The following is an 18419-nucleotide window of genomic DNA, read 5'->3' on the forward strand; positions in this document are numbered from 1 at the left end:
ATGCTTAAAGAAGATTTGATTGAAAAAAGCCCGATGAGGAAACTTGAAAAAGCTCTCAGCGGCGGCTTGGCAGCAGGTGAGGTAGGTGTTGTTACATCAAAAAAAGGTGTAGGAAAAACATCGATTTTGGTTCAGTTCGGTTTGGATAAACTCTTACAGGACAAGCCTGTTGTTCATATATCGTTCAGTCAGCATGTAGACTATGCCATAACTTGGTATAACGATATGTTTAACGAGCTGGCAAAGAAAAAGAACCTCGGCAATGCTCCGGAAATAAAGGCTCAGGCCTTTTCAAAGAGGATTGTCTTAAACTTTAACCAAGATACGGTTAGAACTACTCAGATTTTAAAGACAATCAGGGCCTTGTCCGAAGGAGGCTCAAAGCCGTCAGTAGTTATGATTGACGATTTTAACTTTGCAAAAGCCCTGCCTGAAGCAATGAAGGACATGAAGGCCTTTGCCAAGGAAATGGGGGTTGCCGTTTGGTATACCGCTGCTGCAGATGTTACTTCGTGTGAAATCGATGAGAGTTTGAAAAAGTACATTGATGAAATTGATGTACTTCTCTATCTTGAAAATGACGGGGATTTTATAAAGATTAAGGCCTTAAAAGAACACGGAAACGGAGCTTCCGATACCGGATCTTCTTTTGATGCTAAAACCATGCTTTTGAGCGAAAAATAATCCGTAAAACTATCATAAAAAAAGCCGTGAAGGGTTGTACCTTTCACGGCTTTTTTATTTTCTGTTTAATTATAAAATTAATTAAAAGGTTAAGCTGCTTACCAGACTAATTTCTTTTTTACTTCTACCTTAGAGACTCCGAAAAGCCTCTTGAGTTGTTCTTTTTTGTAATTTGAATGGGAAATTTTATTATATTCATCAGCCACCTTTTGAAGGTCTTCTTCGGATTCGGTATAAACGGCATAGGCTGCCGCAGCCCTAAAAGCTCCGGATTCTAAAAGTTGGTCAAGATTTTTATTTGAATTTTTTGATAGTCTTGCCTTATCTACTATGGCGGAATTTCCGTCATAACCTATTGTGTTTATAAAATCTTTGATTTCCATAACTTCTCCCAAATTTAACTTTTTATAAATAAAGCCGGCCCCTGTTTTAAAAGCCGGCTCAGTTTTTGATAGCTTAAAGCATTACACCTTTGTAAAGCTTTCTTTTCCTACTCCGCAAAGGGGGCATACCCAATCATCAGGTATATCTTCAAATGCTGTTCCGGGAGCAATTCCGCCGTCGGGATCGCCTAAAGCCGGATCATACACATATCCGCATAAATCGCATACATATTTATCCATTTTATACTCCTTATAAATGATGATAAGATCACTCTATGTTTCTATAATACACTTTTTTTTGTTAATCGGCAAGTAATTTATCCAGGTTTTCCGATAAATTAACAAGGTTTTTATTTGAAGGATCTAAGGCCAATACTTGACCGAGATAATATTTTGCCTTTTTATAATCTTTAGTTTTTAAATACCATTCATACATAGCAAAAAGAGAGTCTTTGTTTCGCGGGTTTGACAGGAGACTTGATTGTAGAAAATTTAAATATTCACCCGAATTCCCCTGTTCCAGTTTTGCATTATAGTAATACAAAATCGATTTAAGCTGAGAATCGGCTCCTTTCATTTTTTGAGTTATTACCTGCTTTACGGTTTGATAATCCTTTCCGGCATATAAAGCTTCCATATAGAGATTTATAAAGGAATTTGAAGGATTTTTTGTATTTGCATAAAGCTGCTTTGCAAGGCTGAGAGCTTTTGATGTTTGACCTGAACCAAGGTATGCGGTTAATAGAAGTTCTTTGTTTGCCTCGCTGGGGTATTTCGCTGCTAAGTCTTCAGCCGATTCCACTGCCTGTGCCCATTTTCCGTTATTAATATCGTTTTTTACCAATAGGGCTAAGGCTGCCGTATTTTTCGGGTAAGCTTCCAAGACCTTGCGGATAAAAAAGTCGGCGGGTTTATTGTCTATTTTGGTTGAAGCTTCAAAGCAAATCTCTGCACATGCTAAAAGAACATTAAAATCTTCAGGGTAGTATTTATAAGCTTCGGTTAAAAATTCGGATGCCCGAATTAGATTTTTATTCCATTCTTTTGTTACACGGGCTCGATATAGAAGATAGTTTTTTGCAGTTTTGTTTTTGGTTGAATAAGCATCCAAAAGAGAGTTTGCCTTTAGGTACTCTTTTTGTTCTATTAATATTCTTATCCGTAAAAGAAGGGCCGAAATGTTTTCAGGCTCTTTTTTTAGAACCGATACAATATTCTCCGAAGCCTTGTTTAAATCGTTTTTTGCTATATGAGCTTGAGCATATAAGAGTTTAACTTCAGTATTGTCATTGTAGAGGCTGTTTAGTGCATCGGCTATTTTTAAGGCTTCTGTTCCGTTACCCGATTCTGCAGCAAAGTGCCCGTATTTAAAACCGGCAGGATAGCAAGAGGAATCAAGCTGCCAAGCTTTTTGGTATAGGGCAACGGCTTCAGTCAATTTATTGGTTTTTTCTTTATAAAGACCTAAAAGATAATAGGTAAGGACGGACTGAGGTCTTAGTTTTTGAGCCTCCGTAAGTCTTGATTCTATATCCTCGGAATATTGTGCGAGCGTTGTACTGGAAAAATCATCATTGGCTAAAACCAATGTAGGAATTATAAGGCCTAAAAAACCGTCTTTTTTTGTTGAAACAGGATATAATCCGGATTTTACCTCTTTTAGAGCCTGTAAATAAGGTTCATCTTCGGTATAGACGGGCGGTTTGACTCCATTTGTTTCTAAAGGATATGCAAGATACATTATATCTGCAATTATTTTTAGGTAAAGTTTATTTTCGTTTGTGAGCCCCTTGCTGTCATTTTGAATAAAAAGAACTGCCTCTTTTAGGCTTGCAGGGGAGCCTTTTTCGATGAGGGCTGCAAGGGTTGAATCGAGCTTTTTTTCGGCAAGTTCATTTTTTCCGGGGAGAGATAGAATGGTGCCTTCCCCTATCGGTTTTAAACCTGCCCCATTTTGCTCTATGGAACCTACGGACTTATCTTCTGCAACTGCTTTTTTTGTGCTTACACAAGAAAAAAAAGACAGACAGCACATTATAACTGCAAAAATGAGGATAGAACGATGTTTGACTGCAAAATTTTTTACGTAAAAACTCACTTTTATATTATAATATATTTTAATAATGTTGCCAATATCTTTTTGAGATCTTAATTAAGAATTTTCATTGCAATTTTTTCTTTTATCACTAGATAATTTTGATAAAATATATTAAAATGGGCAACAAAATTATTTTGAGGCTATAATGAAAATTAGGACATCGCTAAATTTATTTTTGACGCTTAGCTTGGTTATTGTTGTATTTGGAGCTTTAACTTCAACCATCTATTATACAAGATCATTTATAGAGAGTATTTTTTATAAAAATATTCATTATATTTTGGACTCTTCCTTTTCGGAACTGCAAAGAGATATTGAAAGCGGTTTAACTATTTCAAAAAATTTTGCAGGGCAGGACAATTTAATAAGATGGTTCGAATCTTATGAAGAGGATGGAACAGATGGGGAAGATATAAAAGCCATGATGTTAAGCTTGGCAAGTGATGAAAAGTTCAGTACCTGTTTTGCCGCTTCCGGATTGACCGGTTCTTATTATGTAGTTAAAGATAAAAAGATTGTGCGGGATAAATTATCTGAAAATAATGCTGCAGATTCATGGTTTTATAATATTTTAAATAAAAAAGACGAGATCTTTTATAGCATTGACTACAATAAAACTTTAGGAACCGTAAATTTTTGGTTCGATTATAAAGTTGCTGATAATAGAGGCAAAGTCTTAGGGCTTGCAGGCGTGGCCGTTAATTTGGATAAGGCTGTAGAAAAAATGAAAAAATCCATACCCAGTGATAATTCTTGGCTGAGTTTTATTGGAAAGGATGATGATGTTATAATATCCTCAAATTCCGAGTTAATAGGAAAAAAGATAGAACTTATTACGGGTAAACTCATTCCTGTGGAAGGTGTTGCCGGGCTTTATTATTGCACGGATAAAGATTTAGGTAAGGCCATTATTGCAAAAAAACAATTAAAAAATTTACCCTATTCAATTATGCTTTTTGCTCCTATGGGTGATTTTGTTCCCTCTATACTTTTAATTTTACGCCTGCCTATTATTTGGTCATTTGGTATTTTTCTTATTGTGCTATTGCTCAGCTCCTTTTTATTAAGACTTTCTTTTGCCCGTTTTGCCAAAATGAATTCCGTATTTAATAAAATAGCTGAAGGAGATTTTAGCATAAGGGCTGATGTTTCAAATGATGAAGTTGGAAGTATAACCTCGGTTTTAAATAACGCAATAGAGAAGGTTAGTGCTTCCTTGGCAAATATTGGGAAGCATACGGATAAGATGCAGGGGATATGCGAAAATTTATCTGCCAATATGGTAGAATCCGCCGCCGCCTTAAATGAGATTACGGCAAATATTGAGGGGGTTAGAGGGCAGGTTCTCACTCAAAACTCCAGTGTAGAAAATGCGGTCAGCAAGGTAGATGAAATATCTAAAGGTATTTCAGAGCTTGATGTTCATATTGACAATCAAACTGAAAGTTTTATGTCTTCTACAAAGGCTGTAGTAGAAATAGTTTCAAATATTGAGGGTGTAAGAGGAAAGGCGCAAGATAATTTAAAAGCCATTAAAGAGCTTGAGCAGACAACCCACCAAGGAAAAGAAACCGTAAAATCCGTTGTAGATATTACCAGAATCGTAACCGAGCAATCTGATGGACTTTTGGATGCAATTTCCGTTATACAAAATACGGCAAGTCAGACAAACCTTCTTGCAATGAATGCTGCAATTGAAGCTGCTCATGCCGGAGAAGCCGGAAAGGGCTTTGCCGTTGTTGCCGATGAAATCAGAAAACTTGCCGAAGAATCCGGCGAGCAGGGTAAAAATATTACAAAGGTTTTGGAAGAATTAAAAAGCAAGATCGAAAATCTAAACGGTGTCGGACCCCGTGTTTCCGAGCAGTTCGAAAAGATAAGTTCTATGATGGATTTTATTTACCGCCATGAAGACGGAATGATAAGAACCATGAATGAGCAGCTCAAAGATGCGGAGGTCGTCTTACATGAAATACACGGAATGGAAGAGGTAAGCCAAGCTGTAAAAGAGGGTTCCGATGAAATGCTTTTAAAGATAGAAAAAATTTCACATGAGCTTAAAACTCTTTCTTCTCTTTCGGAAAATATAACTCAAAGTATGACAGAGATGTCGGTTGGGGTAGGGCAGGTAAACAAGACTGTTCAAGATGTAACCGATATTGCAAGCCTAAATAAAGAAACTGCTGCCGGGGTTGCTTCGGAAATCGCAAAGTTTAAGGTGTGATTAAAATAAGCTATTATCGAACTTGATATAATTTTTTTCTGTAGATAAAATAATAGACCGTAAATATAATGCTTGTCAAAGTCCACGAGATAGGGAAGGCTAGTACAATCATTTCGATTACAGGATTTATCGGGACAAATAAAAATATCCATACAATGCGGGAGGCACAAACACCGAGGAGGGTTATAAGCATGGGCTTAAAAGTTTCTCCCGTTGCATGGATGGCCGCCGAAAAAACTTCGGTGAATATGAAGACCGTATAAAAGGGTGCAAGGATATGCATAAGTTTTTCGCTTATTATAAGAACCTCGTAATCTTTTGAGTTGATAAAAAGTTTTCCCAAGGGTACATTCCAAAAATAAAGCATTACACAAATGCTTCCTATTATAATGCCGGACATGATAAGCCCTATCCGCACAACTCCGGTAATGCGCTCATATTTTCTTGCACCGTAATTTTGAGCAACAAAGGTTGCAATCGATGTGGTCATGGCTTCGAGTAAGATCCAAATTAAAAAGTCCAGCTTGCCGCAAAGTGCCCAAGCCGCAATGTTGTCTGTTCCCGTACCGTTTACAGTCGCTTGGATTATCATGTTGGCTATGGGGAAGAAGGCCGACTGTATGCCTATGGGAAGTCCGAGTCTTGCAATCTTGATAGAAGAGAAGCTGTCAATTTTTATTTTGCTAAGGAGCAATGGGCAGTATCCCGTTTTTTTGGTGAGAGCGAAAAGAATTATTACTGCGCTTATAAGCTGAGAAAGCACGGTCGCAAGGGCTGCTCCTCCGATTCCCCACTTAAAGATTCCTATAAAGATTAAGTCTAAGATTACGTTTAATATTGAAGAAACTATCAGGGCATAGAAGGGCGTTTTGGAATTTCCCATTGCTCGCAAAATTCCCGAACCTATATTATAAAAAAGGGAAACTCCCATTCCCGCAAAATAAATTCTGACATAGCTCAATGTCATCTCAAAAATCTCTTGAGGAACGCCCATCATAAAAAGAAGCAGGGGCGAAATAAGAACTCCGATTATCAAAAGGCCTATGCCCGCAATAAGGGTTAGGCCTATTGAAGTGTGGATTGCAGTAAAGAGTTCCTTGATTTTTTTTGCACCGAATAATTGGGAGATAATAATTGTAGCCCCTGCCGAAAGTCCGCTAAAAAGATTTATCGGAAGTTTTAATAAACTTAAAACGGAATCGATTGCTGCAAGACCTTCCTTGCCTGTAAACTTCCCCACAATGACGGCATCGGCTGCCGTATATAAATGCTGAAAAAAGTTTCCTGCCAAAATGGGAAGAGTAAATATTATCAAAGTTTTCCAAATTACGCCTTCGGTCAGATCCAAGTCTTTTTTGTACATAGCCTTTTTCCGTTTTGGGATTTACTGCTAAATCTTGGGTTATATAATAGAGATAAAATTAGAGCTTGTCAATTACAGATACTGCCTTTGACACTTCCCAGTATTTATGTTATTATCTTCCCTTATGGAAAAAGAGGAAAAGAAAGAAGAACCTATAAAATACGGCATTTTAAGCAATGTTTGGTTTATGCTTAAAACATCTTTTAGGACATATAAGTCGGTGCCTGTTTTGATTTTGCTGGAATCTCTTTTATATGTTGGAGATAATTTAATTTCGATATTTTTTGCACCTGCGGTTTTGAGCCTTATTCAAAGCAATGCTTCCATTAAAAATCTTTTAATAACTATTTTTGCCTTTGCTTTTTCTTTAATGCTTTTACGCGGTCTCCTTTCTTATCTGCGAACGAACCATCTATTCGGGCGGATTGGAGTTAGGAGTGAGCTTATTTTTATGATAGGCAGTAAGGCGATGAACACTTCCTATAATAACTTGGATAATAAGGATTTTGAAGCAAAGAAAAATAAGGCGATGGATGTTACCGATGCTAACTGGGAATCAACCGAAGCTATTTGGACTACCTTGCAGGAACTTCTCCAATATCTTCTTTGCTTTATCATCTATCTTGTTATCCTTGCTTCCTTAAACCTTAATATAATTTTAATTACCATTTTAACAACCAGCGTAAGCTTTTTTATCACCAACAGTGTAAGCTCTTGGATGTATAAGAGGCGTGATGAAGAAAATAAACATGTAAATCATTTACGCTACATAACTCAAACCGGAAAAAATAAGCAGCTTGCAAAGGATATCCGTCTTTTCGGAATGGAGGCTTGGCTTAAAGAATTATATAAAAAGCATTTAAGGCTTTACAGCAATTTTCACCTCAAAGGAGAAAAGCGTTATTTTTTTGCCGACCTTGCAGACCTTGTTTTAACCTTTTTGCGGAACGGTCTTATTTATTATTGGCTGATAAGTCTTGTTTTACAAAAAAATATAAGCGTTCCCCAATTTATTCTTTATTTTGCCGCAGCAGGAACTTTTACTCAATGGGTAAGCGGTATTTTAAATCGGTTTTCCGTTCTGCATAAGCAAAGTCTTGATATTTCCCGCCTTAGAGAATTTTTTGAATTTAAAGAAGATTATCTATTTGAAAAAGGTGAAGAAGTTCCTCTACAAAAAGAAAACCTCATCGAGCTAAAAGATGTAAGCCTTTTATATTCGGAAGGCGGAACTCCTGTTTTGGATAGGTTCAATTTGACTTTGAAGCCCAAAGAAAAGCTTGCCATTGTCGGCTTAAACGGGGCAGGAAAAACAAGCCTTGTAAAATTGATTACAGGGCTTTACGATCCTAGCCAAGGAGAGGTTTTGTTTAACGGAAAAAGTATAAAAGAATTTAACCGAAGCGAATACTATAAGTGCTTTAGTGCGGTCTTTCAGGAGTTTTCTATTTTGCCTACCAGTATTGCTGTAAACATTGCACAAAGCCGAGAAGACATTAACAAGGAGAGGATTGAAGAGGTGCTAAAGCTTTCGGGACTTTACGATAAGGTTCAAACTATTCCCCAAAAAGAAGAAACCCGTCTTTGTAAGGATATCTTCTTTGATGCCGTAGAACTTTCAGGCGGCGAAACTCAAAGGCTCTTACTTGCAAGGGCTCTTTACAATGACAGACCCTTTTTAATATTGGATGAACCGACGGCAGCCTTGGACCCTATCGCTGAACATGAGCTTTATACTAAGTATAACGATTTATCGAAGGACAAAACTTCTATTTTTATTTCGCACAGACTTGCTTCCACCCGCTTTTGTGACAGGATTATTTTTATAAAAGACGGAAAAATAATCGAAGAAGGCACTCATGATTCCCTTTTAAAAAAGGGCGGGGAGTACGCTCATCTTTTTGAAGTACAAAGCAAGTATTATAAGGAAGAACAGGATAAAGAATTGCCTGAAAGTTTAGGGGAAATCTGATGAAAACTGAAAAAGGATATAATAAAAAAAGACATAACAAGGGCTTGAATCGGCGGGCTTTTTTGCTTCTCTTTAAAAAGGCGCCTTTGTTTTTTATTTCCGTGCTTGGAGAAAAAGTTTTTACAAGTTTCCTACCCTTTATAGGTATTTTCTTTTCGGCAAGAATTATAAACGAGCTTGTTTTAATTTATTCGGGAAATGGAGATTTATCAAAAATCAAAAGTTTGGTTTTACTCTCCCTTATTTTAACGGCCGTCTGTATGCTCGTTTCTTCCTTATTTAAAAGATGGGCAAACTATGAAGGCCGGAGCGTGGATTATAAACTGCAAGATATCTATGTTCAAAAGTTTTTAAGCATGGACTTTCAAGATGTTGAATCCGCAAAAACAAATGAGATTTATACAAGGATATGGCAAAATACAAATTACGCAGGCTGGGGTTTAGAAAAAATTCTTTGGATCTATCCTAAATGTTCTACTCATATTACTTCCGTTATTACTTCGGCCGCATTGAGTATAAGCCTTTTTAGCTTTAAGGTTCAAAGTCCCGAATTAACCTTTTTAAACAATCCTTTGTTTATCTTTGTAATTCTTTTTAGTATCGTACTTTTAATCCTCATTCCTGCAAAGCTTCAAACAATGTCCGACTCTTACTGGGCAATTGTTTCGGATGATGCTACAGAAGGAAACAGGGTGTTTAGTTTTTTCTTTAGGCTCTTTAACGAAAAAAACCGAGCAATGGATGTGCGTATGTACGGCCAGCAAAAAGAGGGTAACATAATAAGAGCTTCCAGTAATATTTTTATGCCGGGTGGAAGGGTTTCGAAATATGCTAAAAAAGAGATGGGCTTTTTTGCCTTTTTATCGGCCTTTATTTCTACTTCTCTTTTAATAATCATTTACGGCTTTGTGGGGCTAAAGGCTTTAGGAGGAGCTTTCCCTGCCGGAAACCTCATGCAATATGCGGCAAGCATCACGGCCCTTTCTTCCGCCCTCACCGAAATCTTTACGGTTGCGGGAGAGGCAAAAAACAATAGGGAATTTTTAAAGGATGTGTTTGAGTTCTTGGATATAAAAAACGGAATGTGTATGAACAATGCTCCGGTCAATTATCAAGCGCTTGATAAGCCTCTTATAGAATTTAAAAACGTTTCCTTTGCTTATCCCGATTCCGAAAAGAGCGTTTTAAAGAATTTAAACCTTACTTTAAGGCAGGGCGAGAGGCTTGCTGTAGTCGGTAAAAACGGGAGCGGTAAGACTACATTTGTAAAACTCCTCTGCCGCTTATATGACCCTGTTGAAGGCGAAATCCTTTTTAACGGAAAAAACATAAAAGAATATGACTATAAAGAATACCTAAATCTTTTTTCCGTAGTTTTTCAGGATTTTAAACTACTTGCCCTCCCTCTTGCCCAAAACATTTCGGGCGGAGAGGCCTACGATAAACTCAAGGTCTTGGAAGTTTTAAAAAATACCGGTCTCGATCTTTCTAAGTTTAAAAATGCGGAGGAAACTTATCTTTATAAAAACTTCGATGATGAAGGCGTAAACATTTCAGGCGGGGAGGGGCAGAAGATTGCAATAGCCCGAGCCCTTTATAAAGATGCTCCCCTTATAATCTTGGATGAACCTACCGCCGCCCTCGACCCCATTGCCGAAGCCGAAATTTATTCCAAATTCGACGGTCTTGTAAAAAACAAAACCTCCCTGTATATTTCGCACCGCCTTTCTTCCTGTAAGTTTTGTTCCCATATTTTGGTCTTTGACGCTGGTCTCATAGTTCAAGAAGGCAGCCACGAAGAACTTTTAGCGGAAGACGGCCTTTACAGCAAATTGTGGAACGCCCAAGCACAGTATTATCAAGATAAATCTTGACAATATTCACTTAAGTGAATATAATTAAATTATGTGGGAAATAGATATGTCTCCGGAATATGAAACTTGGTTTGATACTTTGGATGACGAAAGTAAAGAAGCTGTGTTGGAAAGAGTAATTCTGCTGAGAGAATTTGGACCGAATCTACCGCGTCCCTATTCTGATACTTTACATGGATCAAAAAAATACAAAAATCTTAAAGAATTACGAAATAAGACGGAAGCTCATATTTTAAGAGTAGCTTATTATTTTGATAAAAAAAGAAATGCTTATCTTCTTATAGGAGGAGATAAAAAAGGGAAAAATCAAAATAAATTTTATAAGGATTTAATTGCGGAATCCGAAAAAATTATTGAAACACATGAGAGGGAAATTTGAAAATGAAAGATGCTATTAAAATAATGGAAAGTAAAATGAATCCTGAATCAGTAAAAAGAGCTTATATAAAAGCTGAACAAGATATTATGGCGATAAGACTGGCTCAGCTTCGAGAAGGGCAAAATATAAAACAATCCGAGATGGCTAATTTTTCTCAATCTTCGGTATCAAAAATTGAAAAAAGAAAAGATTTGAAGATTTCTACATTAATCGATTATTTAGATTCCCTTGGAATGGGGCTGGAAATTATAACCTATCCAAAATATTCGGATGCAGAAGGTACCGTTTTATTGAGAATTTAGTATAAGCATGGTTTATTATAATCAAAACCACCCCTAGACAAAAGCTCCGATTTTGTGTATAGTCCTTGCGGAAGCAGATGGGGTCTGGTGGCTCCCGCGGTCTTCAAAACCGTAGGTTGCATAATTCGCAATGGCAGGTTCGATTCCTGCCTCTTCCGTTTTCTTGCAGACTAACTAACCGCAGGCTAATGCGGGTAGTTGATTTTTTTTTAATAATAATCCATAATCATTTATATGAAACGAAAATTAGTAACCTCGGCTTTGCCCTATGTAAACAATTTTCCCCATTTGGGAAATTTAATTCAAGTATTATCCGCTGACGTATTTGCGCGTTTTTGCCGCTTAAAAGAATATGAAACCCTTTATATTTGCGGCACCGACGAATACGGAACCGCTACCGAGACAAAGGCTCTCGAAGAAAAAAAGACACCTCAAGATCTATGTGCATTCTATCATGCAATTCATGCTGAAATATACAATTGGTTTAATATTGCTTTCGACTATTTTGGAAGAACTTCTACACCGCAGCAGACCGAAATAACTCAGGGTATCTTTAATGACCTCGATAAAAACGGCTATATTACGGAGCACACTATAGAACAGCTTTACTGCCCATCCTGTAAGCGCTTTTTGGCCGACCGCTATGTATTGGGTACCTGCCCTTCATGTTCCTATGACGGAGCAAGGGGCGATCAGTGCGAGCATTGCGGAAAACTTTTAGATCCCACCGATTTAAAAGAACCCCGTTGCTCTTCTTGCGGGGCCTCTCCCGAAGTGCGCTCTACAACCCATCTTTATATAAACCTTCCCAAAATCGTACCGGAGTACGAAAAGTGGATGCCTAAAACGGCAGAGGAGGGAAGATGGTCAAACAATGCCCTTCAAATGTCAAAAAGCTGGCTTAGGGACGGCCTTCAAGAAAGGGCTATAACAAGGGACCTTAAATGGGGAATCCCCGTGCCCAAAAAAGGCTTTGAAGACAAGGTTTTTTATGTATGGTTCGATGCTCCAATCGGCTATATTTCGATAACAAAGTGCTGGGCAGACCTTGCCGGAAAGGATTGGAAGGCATGGTGGCTTGATCAAAATGATGTAGAGCTTTTTCAGTTTATCGGAAAAGACAATATTCCTTTCCATACGGTAATCTTCCCCTGTTCTCTCATAGGTTCCGGAAAAAATTGGACAAAACTCTTTCACATGTCAGGCACCGAGTATCTTAATTACGAGAACGGAAAATTCTCAAAGTCGAAAGGAGTGGGTGTTTTCGGAAACGATGCCAAAGAGTCGGGTATCCCTGCCGATATGTGGAGGTTCTACATCTTTTATAACCGCCCCGAAAAAAACGACACCCAGTTTACATGGAAGGATTTTCAGGAGAGGGTCAACAGCGAGCTTATCGGAAACCTCTGCAATCTTGTAAACAGGACTGCTACCTTTGTTCACCGCTATTATGAGGGCAAAATACCCCAGGTTGACGGGGCAAAATCGGATCGTGAAGACATAAAGAGCATGGTAAAATCTTTAAGAGATGCCGCCTCTGCAAGCTTCAAAAAAATAACGGAGCTTTCCGACTGGGCCGAGCTTAGAGATTCCTTCCATGAGGTCTTTGCCCTCTCTTCAGTTGCAAACAAGGCCTTTCAAGATGGAGAGCCTTGGAAGAGGCGCGAAACCGATCCTGAATATGCCGAAGCCCTTATGTCCGAGCTTTGCTATCTTATAAAGGATATTTTAATTTTGATTCATCCCTATATGCCCCAATACGCCGATCAGGCCGCAGGCTTTTTCGGTCAAAAGATTTGGTCAGGAAATGTTTTTGATGGTAAGGCCCCTCAATTTAATAAGCCGGAAGGAGTCTTCCTTTCATGGAAAAATTTAGGCGAAAGAGAAGGGCTTAAAACGGTAGAAAACCCCGTAATCATCTTTAAGACCCTCGACAACAAGGTCATCGATGCCTATCGCGAACGCTATTCGGGTAGTCAAAAGGACAGAAAAAAATCGGAAAAAGACTGTTCAGCTTGTAAGGTCGGCGGTTCTTCAAAGTCCGATGCTGCTTCTTCTGCAAAGCCGGAAGTTAAACTCCCTCCGGCCGAGCTTTTTTCAAAAAAGATTGCCTTAAAAACCGCCAAAATTATATCCGTCGAAAGGCATCCCGATGCAGACAAGCTTTACATCGAAAAGCTTGATGACGGCTCCGGCGAAGAAAGAACAATCCTTTCAGGTCTTGTACCCTTTTTGAAGGAAGATGAAATATTGGGAAAAACCGTCATAATTGCCGATAACCTAAAACCTCGGAAGATGCGCGGTATCGAATCGAAGGGTATGCTTTTGGCGGCAAGCTGGTATGATGAAGAAGAAAAAGAACATGTAGAGCTTCTTCAAGCCCCGTGGGCCGCTCCCGGAACGCCTGTAATTCTTGAAGGCGATGCCGATTCTTCCGACCCTGAGGCTGTAAAAGCCTTTTACGAACAAAAACCGGCAGCGATAGACGCAGATACCTTCTTTGCCGCTCCCATATTGATAGAAGATTATATTCCTAAAATTGAGGGTAAAAAACTCTTGGTTGCCGGAAAAGAAATGAAGCTTGACAAGGTAAAAACCGGAGAAGCAGGCTAGGCCGATTTTTCAATAGTAAATTAAAAAAGGGATGCTCCTTAAAGGAACATCCCTTTTGTTTAAGTCTCTAGCCGAAAATGAATCTTGATATCAGATAGTAGGCTAATACAATGACGGCTGCGATGGGCAGCAAGGTTGTAAGGGCCGCTATTATCAAGGCAGGAACATCTCCTTTTTCAAGGTTTGCTCCTTCCCGCAGATAATTCAATTCTTCATTTTCTTCCATAGCTTGACGCCTTTTTGACTTTAAACTATGTTCATGGTCTCTAAAAAACATTACAGCTCCGCTCCGCTAAAGTGGCATGCAACAAAATGTCCCGGCTTTTCTTCCTTAAATTGAGGAACTTCGCGTTTGCATATATCCTTTGCAATGGGGCATCTTGTATGGAATTTACAGCCTGTGGGCGTAATGATATTGGACGGAATGTCTCCTTCCAATAAGATTCTCCTCTTTGTTCTCATCTTCTCTAAGTCCGTTTCAGGAATGGCTGAAAGAAGGACTTTTGTATAAGGATGAAGAGGATTGGCATACATTTCGCGTTTATCGGTAAATTCGACCATATTTCCCAAATACATAACACCGATTCTATCGCTTATGTGCTTTACAACCGAAAGGTCATGCGAAATAAACAAATAGGACAGGTGGAATTCCTTTTGCAGGTCATTGAGTAGGTTTATGATCTGGGACTGAATCGATACGTCCAAGGCCGAAACGGCTTCATCGCATACTATGAATTTGGGTTTTAATGCAAGAGCCCGTGCTATACCGATTCTCTGCCTTTGACCGCCTGAAAATTCATGAGGATATCTGTAAATCATATAGTCTGCCAAGCCGCAGGTGTTCATTATCTCTTTTACATATTTTTCATATGCGGGGTCTTTCTTTTTGAACATTCCATGCTCAAGCAAGGCCTCGCCTATAATCTGTCCTACAGTCATCTTAGGATTAAGAGAGGAGTAGGGGTCTTGGAAGATAATCTGCATTTTTTTTCGTAGGGGCATCATTTGAGTTACAGTATAATTTGTAATGTTTTCGCCCTCAAAAAAGATTTCGCCTGCTGTGGGCTTGTAAAGTTTTAGGATTGTGCGTCCCAAGGTTGATTTTCCGCAGCCCGATTCTCCTACAAGGCCTACGGTTTCTCCTTCATGGATAACGAGGTCGATACCGTCATTGGCGATTACGCACAAGTTTTGACCGTGCAGGTCAGAATAGGTTTCATAGTCCAAAATTAGGTCTGTCAGCTCCTTGCCGAGTTCCTTACCGCTTTTATGCATGTCCATCAGCTGATTCATGTCAACCTTAGTATTAAACATTCCGGCACAAACCTTAAGAGCTTCATCGGCTATTCTTTTAAGAGTTTTTCTCTCATTCCGTGTTTTACCGGTAGGAAAATACTGTTTAAGGCCTCGAGTTTCCAATAATATCTTACTCATGTCTACCTCCTGATTTCGGATAAAAGCATCTGATTAAGTGTCCTTCTTCTACTTCAACCAATTCGGGCTTTTCGTTTCGGCATTTTTCGGTTGCATATTCGCACCTTGTCGAAAATCTGCAGCCCTTGGGAAGTTTAAGAGGATGAGGTACACTTCCTTGAATTTGAGCGAGATATTCTACTTCTTCATCCAAGAGGGGGATTGATTCAAGCAAGCCTTCCTTATAAGGATGAGAAAATTGAGTCTGCCGGTCAAAGATAACGTCTACCGGAGCTCTTTCAACGATTTCTCCCGTGTACATTACGGCAACATCATCGGCCAATTCTGCAATGGCACCCAAGTCATGGGTGATAAACATAATCGCCGTGTTGTGCTTTTTCTTTAAATCATTCATCAACTTAAAGATCTGTGCCTGTATTGTAACATCAAGGGCCGTTGTAGGCTCATCGGCTATCAAAAGGCGGGGTTCACAAGCCAAGGCCATGGCTATCATTACGCGCTGTCTCATTCCTCCCGAAAGCTGGAAGGGGTAATTATAAACTACGTTTTCAGGATTAGGGATTTTTACTTCGCGTAAAAGGTCGATGGCGGCAGCCCATGCTTCTTTTTTTGACATGTGCTGATGAAGAATTAAGGGCTCGCTTAGCTGTCTTCCTATTCTGTGAACGGGGTTAAGAGAGGTCATGGGCTCTTGGAATATCATCGATATATCGTTACCCCTTATCTTTCTTATGTCCTTTTTGCCTAAATTTACAAGGTTTACTCCGCCGAAATTTATTTCTCCTTGGACAATTTTGCCCGGATATTCGAGAAGGTTGAGAATACTAAAGGCTGTGATGGATTTACCTGAGCCTGACTCTCCTACTATTCCCAAAGTTTTACCGGCTTCTATCGTAAAATCTACACCTTGAACGGCTTTTATTGTTCCCTTGTTTGTAAAAAAGTATGTATGTAAATTTTTAACTTCAAGTAGAGAATTTTTCATACAGCCGCCTCCTTTACTGTTTGCTTAGCCTGTTTTGCAAGCTTTTTTTCTTCTTTTCGTCGGGCTCTGGCCTCTTTTCGTTGTGCCTTTGTGGTATATTCGGCCTTCGGGTCAATAGAATCTCTAAGACCTTCACCGATGAGGTTGATACTCATAATAAACAAAAAGAGCATTGCACCGGGGAATATCCAAATCCACCAAAAGGTTCTAAGGCTTGTACTGTTTTCTGCTGCCTTCGATAAAAGGGCACCCCAGGTCGGAATCGGTTCGGTTACCGACAAGTTTAAGAATGACAAGAATGCTTCACTCAAAATAGATGATGCAAAGGTGAGGGTTGCAGATACTACAACAGTCGCTAATACGTTGGGTACCAAATGTCTGAAAATCTGGTTACGCCTTTTTATCCCTAAGGCCCTCGTTGCCACAATAAATTCCTGTTCCCTTAAAGCTAGAATTTGCCCACGTATCAATCGGGCTAAGCCTGTCCAGCTTAAAAGTCCCAGTATTATAACTATTACATAGAGCCTGAATTCGGGCGGCCTTTCCCTGAATATGGCTGATAGTGTATAAGCTATGGCCAAGAAGGGGAATGAGGAAAGTATTTCTATTAACCTCATAATAATATTATCAACCCTGCCACCGAAAAATCCTGCAATCGAACCCATAGTTAAACCTATGGTTACGGCCATAAATGTAGATAAAAAGCCTACCTGTAAAGAAATCCATCCTCCTTCGAGAACCCTCATGAAGGTGTCCCGTCCGTACTTGTCCGTTCCGAATGGGTGTGCCCAAGAGGGCGGATTATTTCTTAATGCCGGATCGGTTTTTGCAAAATCGTAGCCTATGAATTTGGTATAGAAATGCGTTACTACAACAAGGATGACAATTGTAACGAACATATAAAAGCCCATCATAGCCAGTCTGTTGTTTCTAAATTTAATTCTTATCTGTTGTGCCGGGGATAGAATAACTTCGTCTTTTTCGCTGAAATTTTTGTTTTCTTCTTGAGCCATTTAAACCTTTCCTTCCCGAATCCTCGGATCTACGATCATATATCCTACATCTATGAAGATATTACCCAATAGGGTAAGAAGTCCAAAGAATAAGAGAACAGTCTGTAATACTGCCCTGTCCTTAAAGCCGTATGCATAATTCATCAGTAATCCCATTCCGGGATAAGCAAATATCTTTTCGACAACTATAGAACCGCCGAAAAGGCTGGGTATGTATAAACCGATGAGGGTAACAACCGGTATCAAAGCATTTTGAAAGGCATGGCGGTATATAACTACCTTTTCTGAAAGCCCCTTTGCTCTTGCCGTCCTGATATAGTCTGATTTTAATATTTCAATCATTGCAGATCGGACATAGCGTATAAGTCCTACAAGGGAGGTAAGAACTACTACGGTAACCGGTAATATGATATAATGCCAGTCAGGTAGGATGCCTCGAGGGTCCGACATACCTGAAAAGGGTAAAATTTGCATAAATATAACGAATACCATTATTAAAAGCAGTGCCAAAAAGAAAGAGGGCAGGGATATACCTACTATTGTTAGAACCGTTATGGTTTTATCAAAAAAACTGTTCTTTTTTACTGCTGCCGTGATTCCTACCGGAATCGAAATTAAAAAGGCTAAAAGAAAGCCCCAAATATTTATTTTAAAAGATCTTCCAATGTATGTTCCTATAAATTCGTTTACCGGTTTATTGTATTTTACGGAATAACCGAATTCGCCTCGAAAAGTATTACCAATCCATAAAAAATATCTTTCTACAGGCCCCTTATCATAGCCTAAAAATTTTCTCATTGTTTCTACATATAATTCCCGTTCTTCGTTGGTCATAACTTTTGTTTTTTCGGGATCAAGCATAGCCATAATTGGATCTCCCGGCATCATATTTATCAAAATAAAAATAACAACGGACATAACAATCAAGACAGGTATTATAGATAAGAGTCTTTTGAAGATATACTTGATATACGGAGCGATAATTTCGGCTAATGATTTTGAACCGTTTACAGTATTGTTTGCCATAAAATCTCCTTTAAGTAAAAAATAAGACCTCCGGTTAAAAAAATCAGAGGTCTTACAAGTTAAAAGATT

At 38.9% G+C, this 18419-nt stretch carries 16 protein-coding genes and 1 tRNA gene; 8 read left to right on the forward strand and 9 right to left on the reverse strand.

From position 1 onward, the window contains the following. Window positions 1-684 (forward strand): AAA family ATPase, encoded by a 684-nt coding sequence (locus HGJ18_RS02170; RefSeq protein WP_253697465.1) that lies wholly within the window; start codon window positions 1-3, stop codon window positions 682-684. 98 nt (window positions 685-782) lie between these two features. On the opposite strand, the gene HGJ18_RS02175 is transcribed toward HGJ18_RS02170, so the two are convergent. The 3 genes from HGJ18_RS02175 to HGJ18_RS02185 all read right to left on the reverse strand — a co-directional run bounded on the left by HGJ18_RS02175 (window position 783) and on the right by HGJ18_RS02185 (window position 3165). Next, window positions 783-1067, reverse strand: coding sequence for a hypothetical protein (locus HGJ18_RS02175; RefSeq protein ID WP_253697466.1), 285 nt, complete (start codon window positions 1065-1067; stop codon window positions 783-785). 81 nt (window positions 1068-1148) lie between these two features. Further along, on the reverse strand, window positions 1149-1307 hold the full coding sequence (gene rd / locus HGJ18_RS02180) for a rubredoxin (RefSeq protein WP_002670545.1): 159 nt from the start codon (window positions 1305-1307) through the stop codon (window positions 1149-1151). A gap of 61 nt (window positions 1308-1368) precedes the next feature. Further along, a complete protein-coding gene (locus HGJ18_RS02185) occupies window positions 1369-3165 on the reverse strand; it encodes a tetratricopeptide repeat protein (protein WP_366793317.1) in 1797 nt (598 codons plus the stop codon). A 145-nt stretch (window positions 3166-3310) separates the two neighbouring features. On the opposite strand from HGJ18_RS02185, the gene HGJ18_RS02190 reads away from it, so the two are divergent. Next, window positions 3311-5389 carry a methyl-accepting chemotaxis protein gene (locus HGJ18_RS02190; RefSeq protein WP_253697468.1) on the forward strand — a complete coding sequence of 693 codons (2079 nt, stop codon included), beginning with the start codon at window positions 3311-3313 and terminating at the stop codon, window positions 5387-5389. Between the two features lie 13 nt (window positions 5390-5402). Here the strand turns inward: HGJ18_RS02190 and HGJ18_RS02195 are convergent, their stop codons facing one another. Then, on the reverse strand, window positions 5403-6752 hold the full coding sequence (locus HGJ18_RS02195; RefSeq protein WP_253697469.1) for an MATE family efflux transporter: 1350 nt from the start codon (window positions 6750-6752) through the stop codon (window positions 5403-5405). Between the two features lie 124 nt (window positions 6753-6876). On the opposite strand from HGJ18_RS02195, the gene HGJ18_RS02200 reads away from it, so the two are divergent. From HGJ18_RS02200 to metG, 6 genes are all read left to right on the forward strand, one after another. Next, window positions 6877-8724, forward strand: coding sequence for an ABC transporter ATP-binding protein (locus HGJ18_RS02200; protein ID WP_253697470.1), 1848 nt, complete (start codon window positions 6877-6879; stop codon window positions 8722-8724). Beyond that, window positions 8724-10598, forward strand: a complete 1875-nt coding sequence (locus tag HGJ18_RS02205; protein ID WP_253697471.1) for an ABC transporter ATP-binding protein — start codon at window positions 8724-8726, stop codon at window positions 10596-10598. The genes HGJ18_RS02200 and HGJ18_RS02205 overlap by 1 nt, the downstream gene beginning before the upstream one ends. A gap of 46 nt (window positions 10599-10644) precedes the next feature. Next, window positions 10645-10977, forward strand: a complete 333-nt coding sequence (locus tag HGJ18_RS02210; protein WP_253697472.1) for a type II toxin-antitoxin system RelE/ParE family toxin — start codon at window positions 10645-10647, stop codon at window positions 10975-10977. 2 nt (window positions 10978-10979) lie between these two features. Beyond that, entirely contained in the window at window positions 10980-11279 is a 300-nt protein-coding gene (locus HGJ18_RS02215) for a helix-turn-helix domain-containing protein (RefSeq protein WP_002693248.1), read from the forward strand. A 69-nt stretch (window positions 11280-11348) separates the two neighbouring features. Continuing rightward, window positions 11349-11437 (forward strand) — tRNA-Sec (locus HGJ18_RS02220). A 76-nt stretch (window positions 11438-11513) separates the two neighbouring features. Beyond that, complete coding sequence (gene metG, locus HGJ18_RS02225; protein ID WP_253697473.1) at window positions 11514-13892, forward strand: methionine--tRNA ligase; 2379 nt, start codon at window positions 11514-11516, stop codon at window positions 13890-13892. A gap of 67 nt (window positions 13893-13959) precedes the next feature. Here the strand turns inward: metG and HGJ18_RS02230 are convergent, their stop codons facing one another. Genes HGJ18_RS02230 through HGJ18_RS02250 form a run of 5 tightly spaced genes read right to left on the reverse strand, consistent with a single transcriptional unit; the run spans window position 13960 to window position 18350 of the window. Continuing rightward, window positions 13960-14118 carry a hypothetical protein gene (locus HGJ18_RS02230; RefSeq protein WP_253697474.1) on the reverse strand — a complete coding sequence of 53 codons (159 nt, stop codon included), beginning with the start codon at window positions 14116-14118 and terminating at the stop codon, window positions 13960-13962. 50 nt (window positions 14119-14168) lie between these two features. Then, window positions 14169-15326 carry an ABC transporter ATP-binding protein gene (locus tag HGJ18_RS02235; protein ID WP_253697475.1) on the reverse strand — a complete coding sequence of 386 codons (1158 nt, stop codon included), beginning with the start codon at window positions 15324-15326 and terminating at the stop codon, window positions 14169-14171. Beyond that, complete coding sequence (locus HGJ18_RS02240; protein WP_253697476.1) at window positions 15319-16311, reverse strand: ABC transporter ATP-binding protein; 993 nt, start codon at window positions 16309-16311, stop codon at window positions 15319-15321. The genes HGJ18_RS02235 and HGJ18_RS02240 overlap by 8 nt, the downstream gene beginning before the upstream one ends. Next, on the reverse strand, window positions 16308-17324 hold the full coding sequence (locus tag HGJ18_RS02245; protein WP_253697477.1) for an ABC transporter permease: 1017 nt from the start codon (window positions 17322-17324) through the stop codon (window positions 16308-16310). The genes HGJ18_RS02240 and HGJ18_RS02245 overlap by 4 nt, the downstream gene beginning before the upstream one ends. Continuing rightward, a complete protein-coding gene (locus HGJ18_RS02250; protein ID WP_253697478.1) occupies window positions 17325-18350 on the reverse strand; it encodes an ABC transporter permease in 1026 nt (341 codons plus the stop codon). It abuts the gene before it with no gap. Window positions 18351-18419: the final 69 nt, after the last annotated feature.

Source organism: Treponema denticola, from assembly GCF_024181405.1.
Taxonomy (GTDB): Bacteria; Spirochaetota; Spirochaetia; order Treponematales; family Treponemataceae; genus Treponema_B; species Treponema_B denticola_D.

Excerpts from the sequence above, each read along its gene's own strand:
- HGJ18_RS02195 (WP_253697469.1), bottom strand. The coding sequence starts at position 6,752 with ATGTACAAAAAAGACTTGGATCTGACCGAAGGCGTAATTTGGAAAACT.
- HGJ18_RS02240 (WP_253697476.1), bottom strand. The coding sequence starts at position 16,311 with ATGAAAAATTCTCTACTTGAAGTTAAAAATTTACATACATACTTTTTT.
- HGJ18_RS02190 (WP_253697468.1), top strand. The coding sequence starts at position 3,311 with ATGAAAATTAGGACATCGCTAAATTTATTTTTGACGCTTAGCTTGGTT.
- HGJ18_RS02230 (WP_253697474.1), bottom strand. The coding sequence starts at position 14,118 with ATGGAAGAAAATGAAGAATTGAATTATCTGCGGGAAGGAGCAAACCTT.
- HGJ18_RS02200 (WP_253697470.1), top strand. The coding sequence starts at position 6,877 with ATGGAAAAAGAGGAAAAGAAAGAAGAACCTATAAAATACGGCATTTTA.
- HGJ18_RS02245 (WP_253697477.1), bottom strand. The coding sequence starts at position 17,324 with ATGGCTCAAGAAGAAAACAAAAATTTCAGCGAAAAAGACGAAGTTATT.
- HGJ18_RS02205 (WP_253697471.1), top strand. The coding sequence starts at position 8,724 with ATGAAAACTGAAAAAGGATATAATAAAAAAAGACATAACAAGGGCTTG.
- rd (WP_002670545.1), bottom strand. The coding sequence starts at position 1,307 with ATGGATAAATATGTATGCGATTTATGCGGATATGTGTATGATCCGGCT.
- HGJ18_RS02210 (WP_253697472.1), top strand. The coding sequence starts at position 10,645 with ATGTCTCCGGAATATGAAACTTGGTTTGATACTTTGGATGACGAAAGT.
- HGJ18_RS02170 (WP_253697465.1), top strand. The coding sequence starts at position 1 with ATGCTTAAAGAAGATTTGATTGAAAAAAGCCCGATGAGGAAACTTGAA.
- HGJ18_RS02250 (WP_253697478.1), bottom strand. The coding sequence starts at position 18,350 with ATGGCAAACAATACTGTAAACGGTTCAAAATCATTAGCCGAAATTATC.
- HGJ18_RS02175 (WP_253697466.1), bottom strand. The coding sequence starts at position 1,067 with ATGGAAATCAAAGATTTTATAAACACAATAGGTTATGACGGAAATTCC.
- HGJ18_RS02215 (WP_002693248.1), top strand. The coding sequence starts at position 10,980 with ATGAAAGATGCTATTAAAATAATGGAAAGTAAAATGAATCCTGAATCA.
- metG (WP_253697473.1), top strand. The coding sequence starts at position 11,514 with ATGAAACGAAAATTAGTAACCTCGGCTTTGCCCTATGTAAACAATTTT.
- HGJ18_RS02235 (WP_253697475.1), bottom strand. The coding sequence starts at position 15,326 with ATGAGTAAGATATTATTGGAAACTCGAGGCCTTAAACAGTATTTTCCT.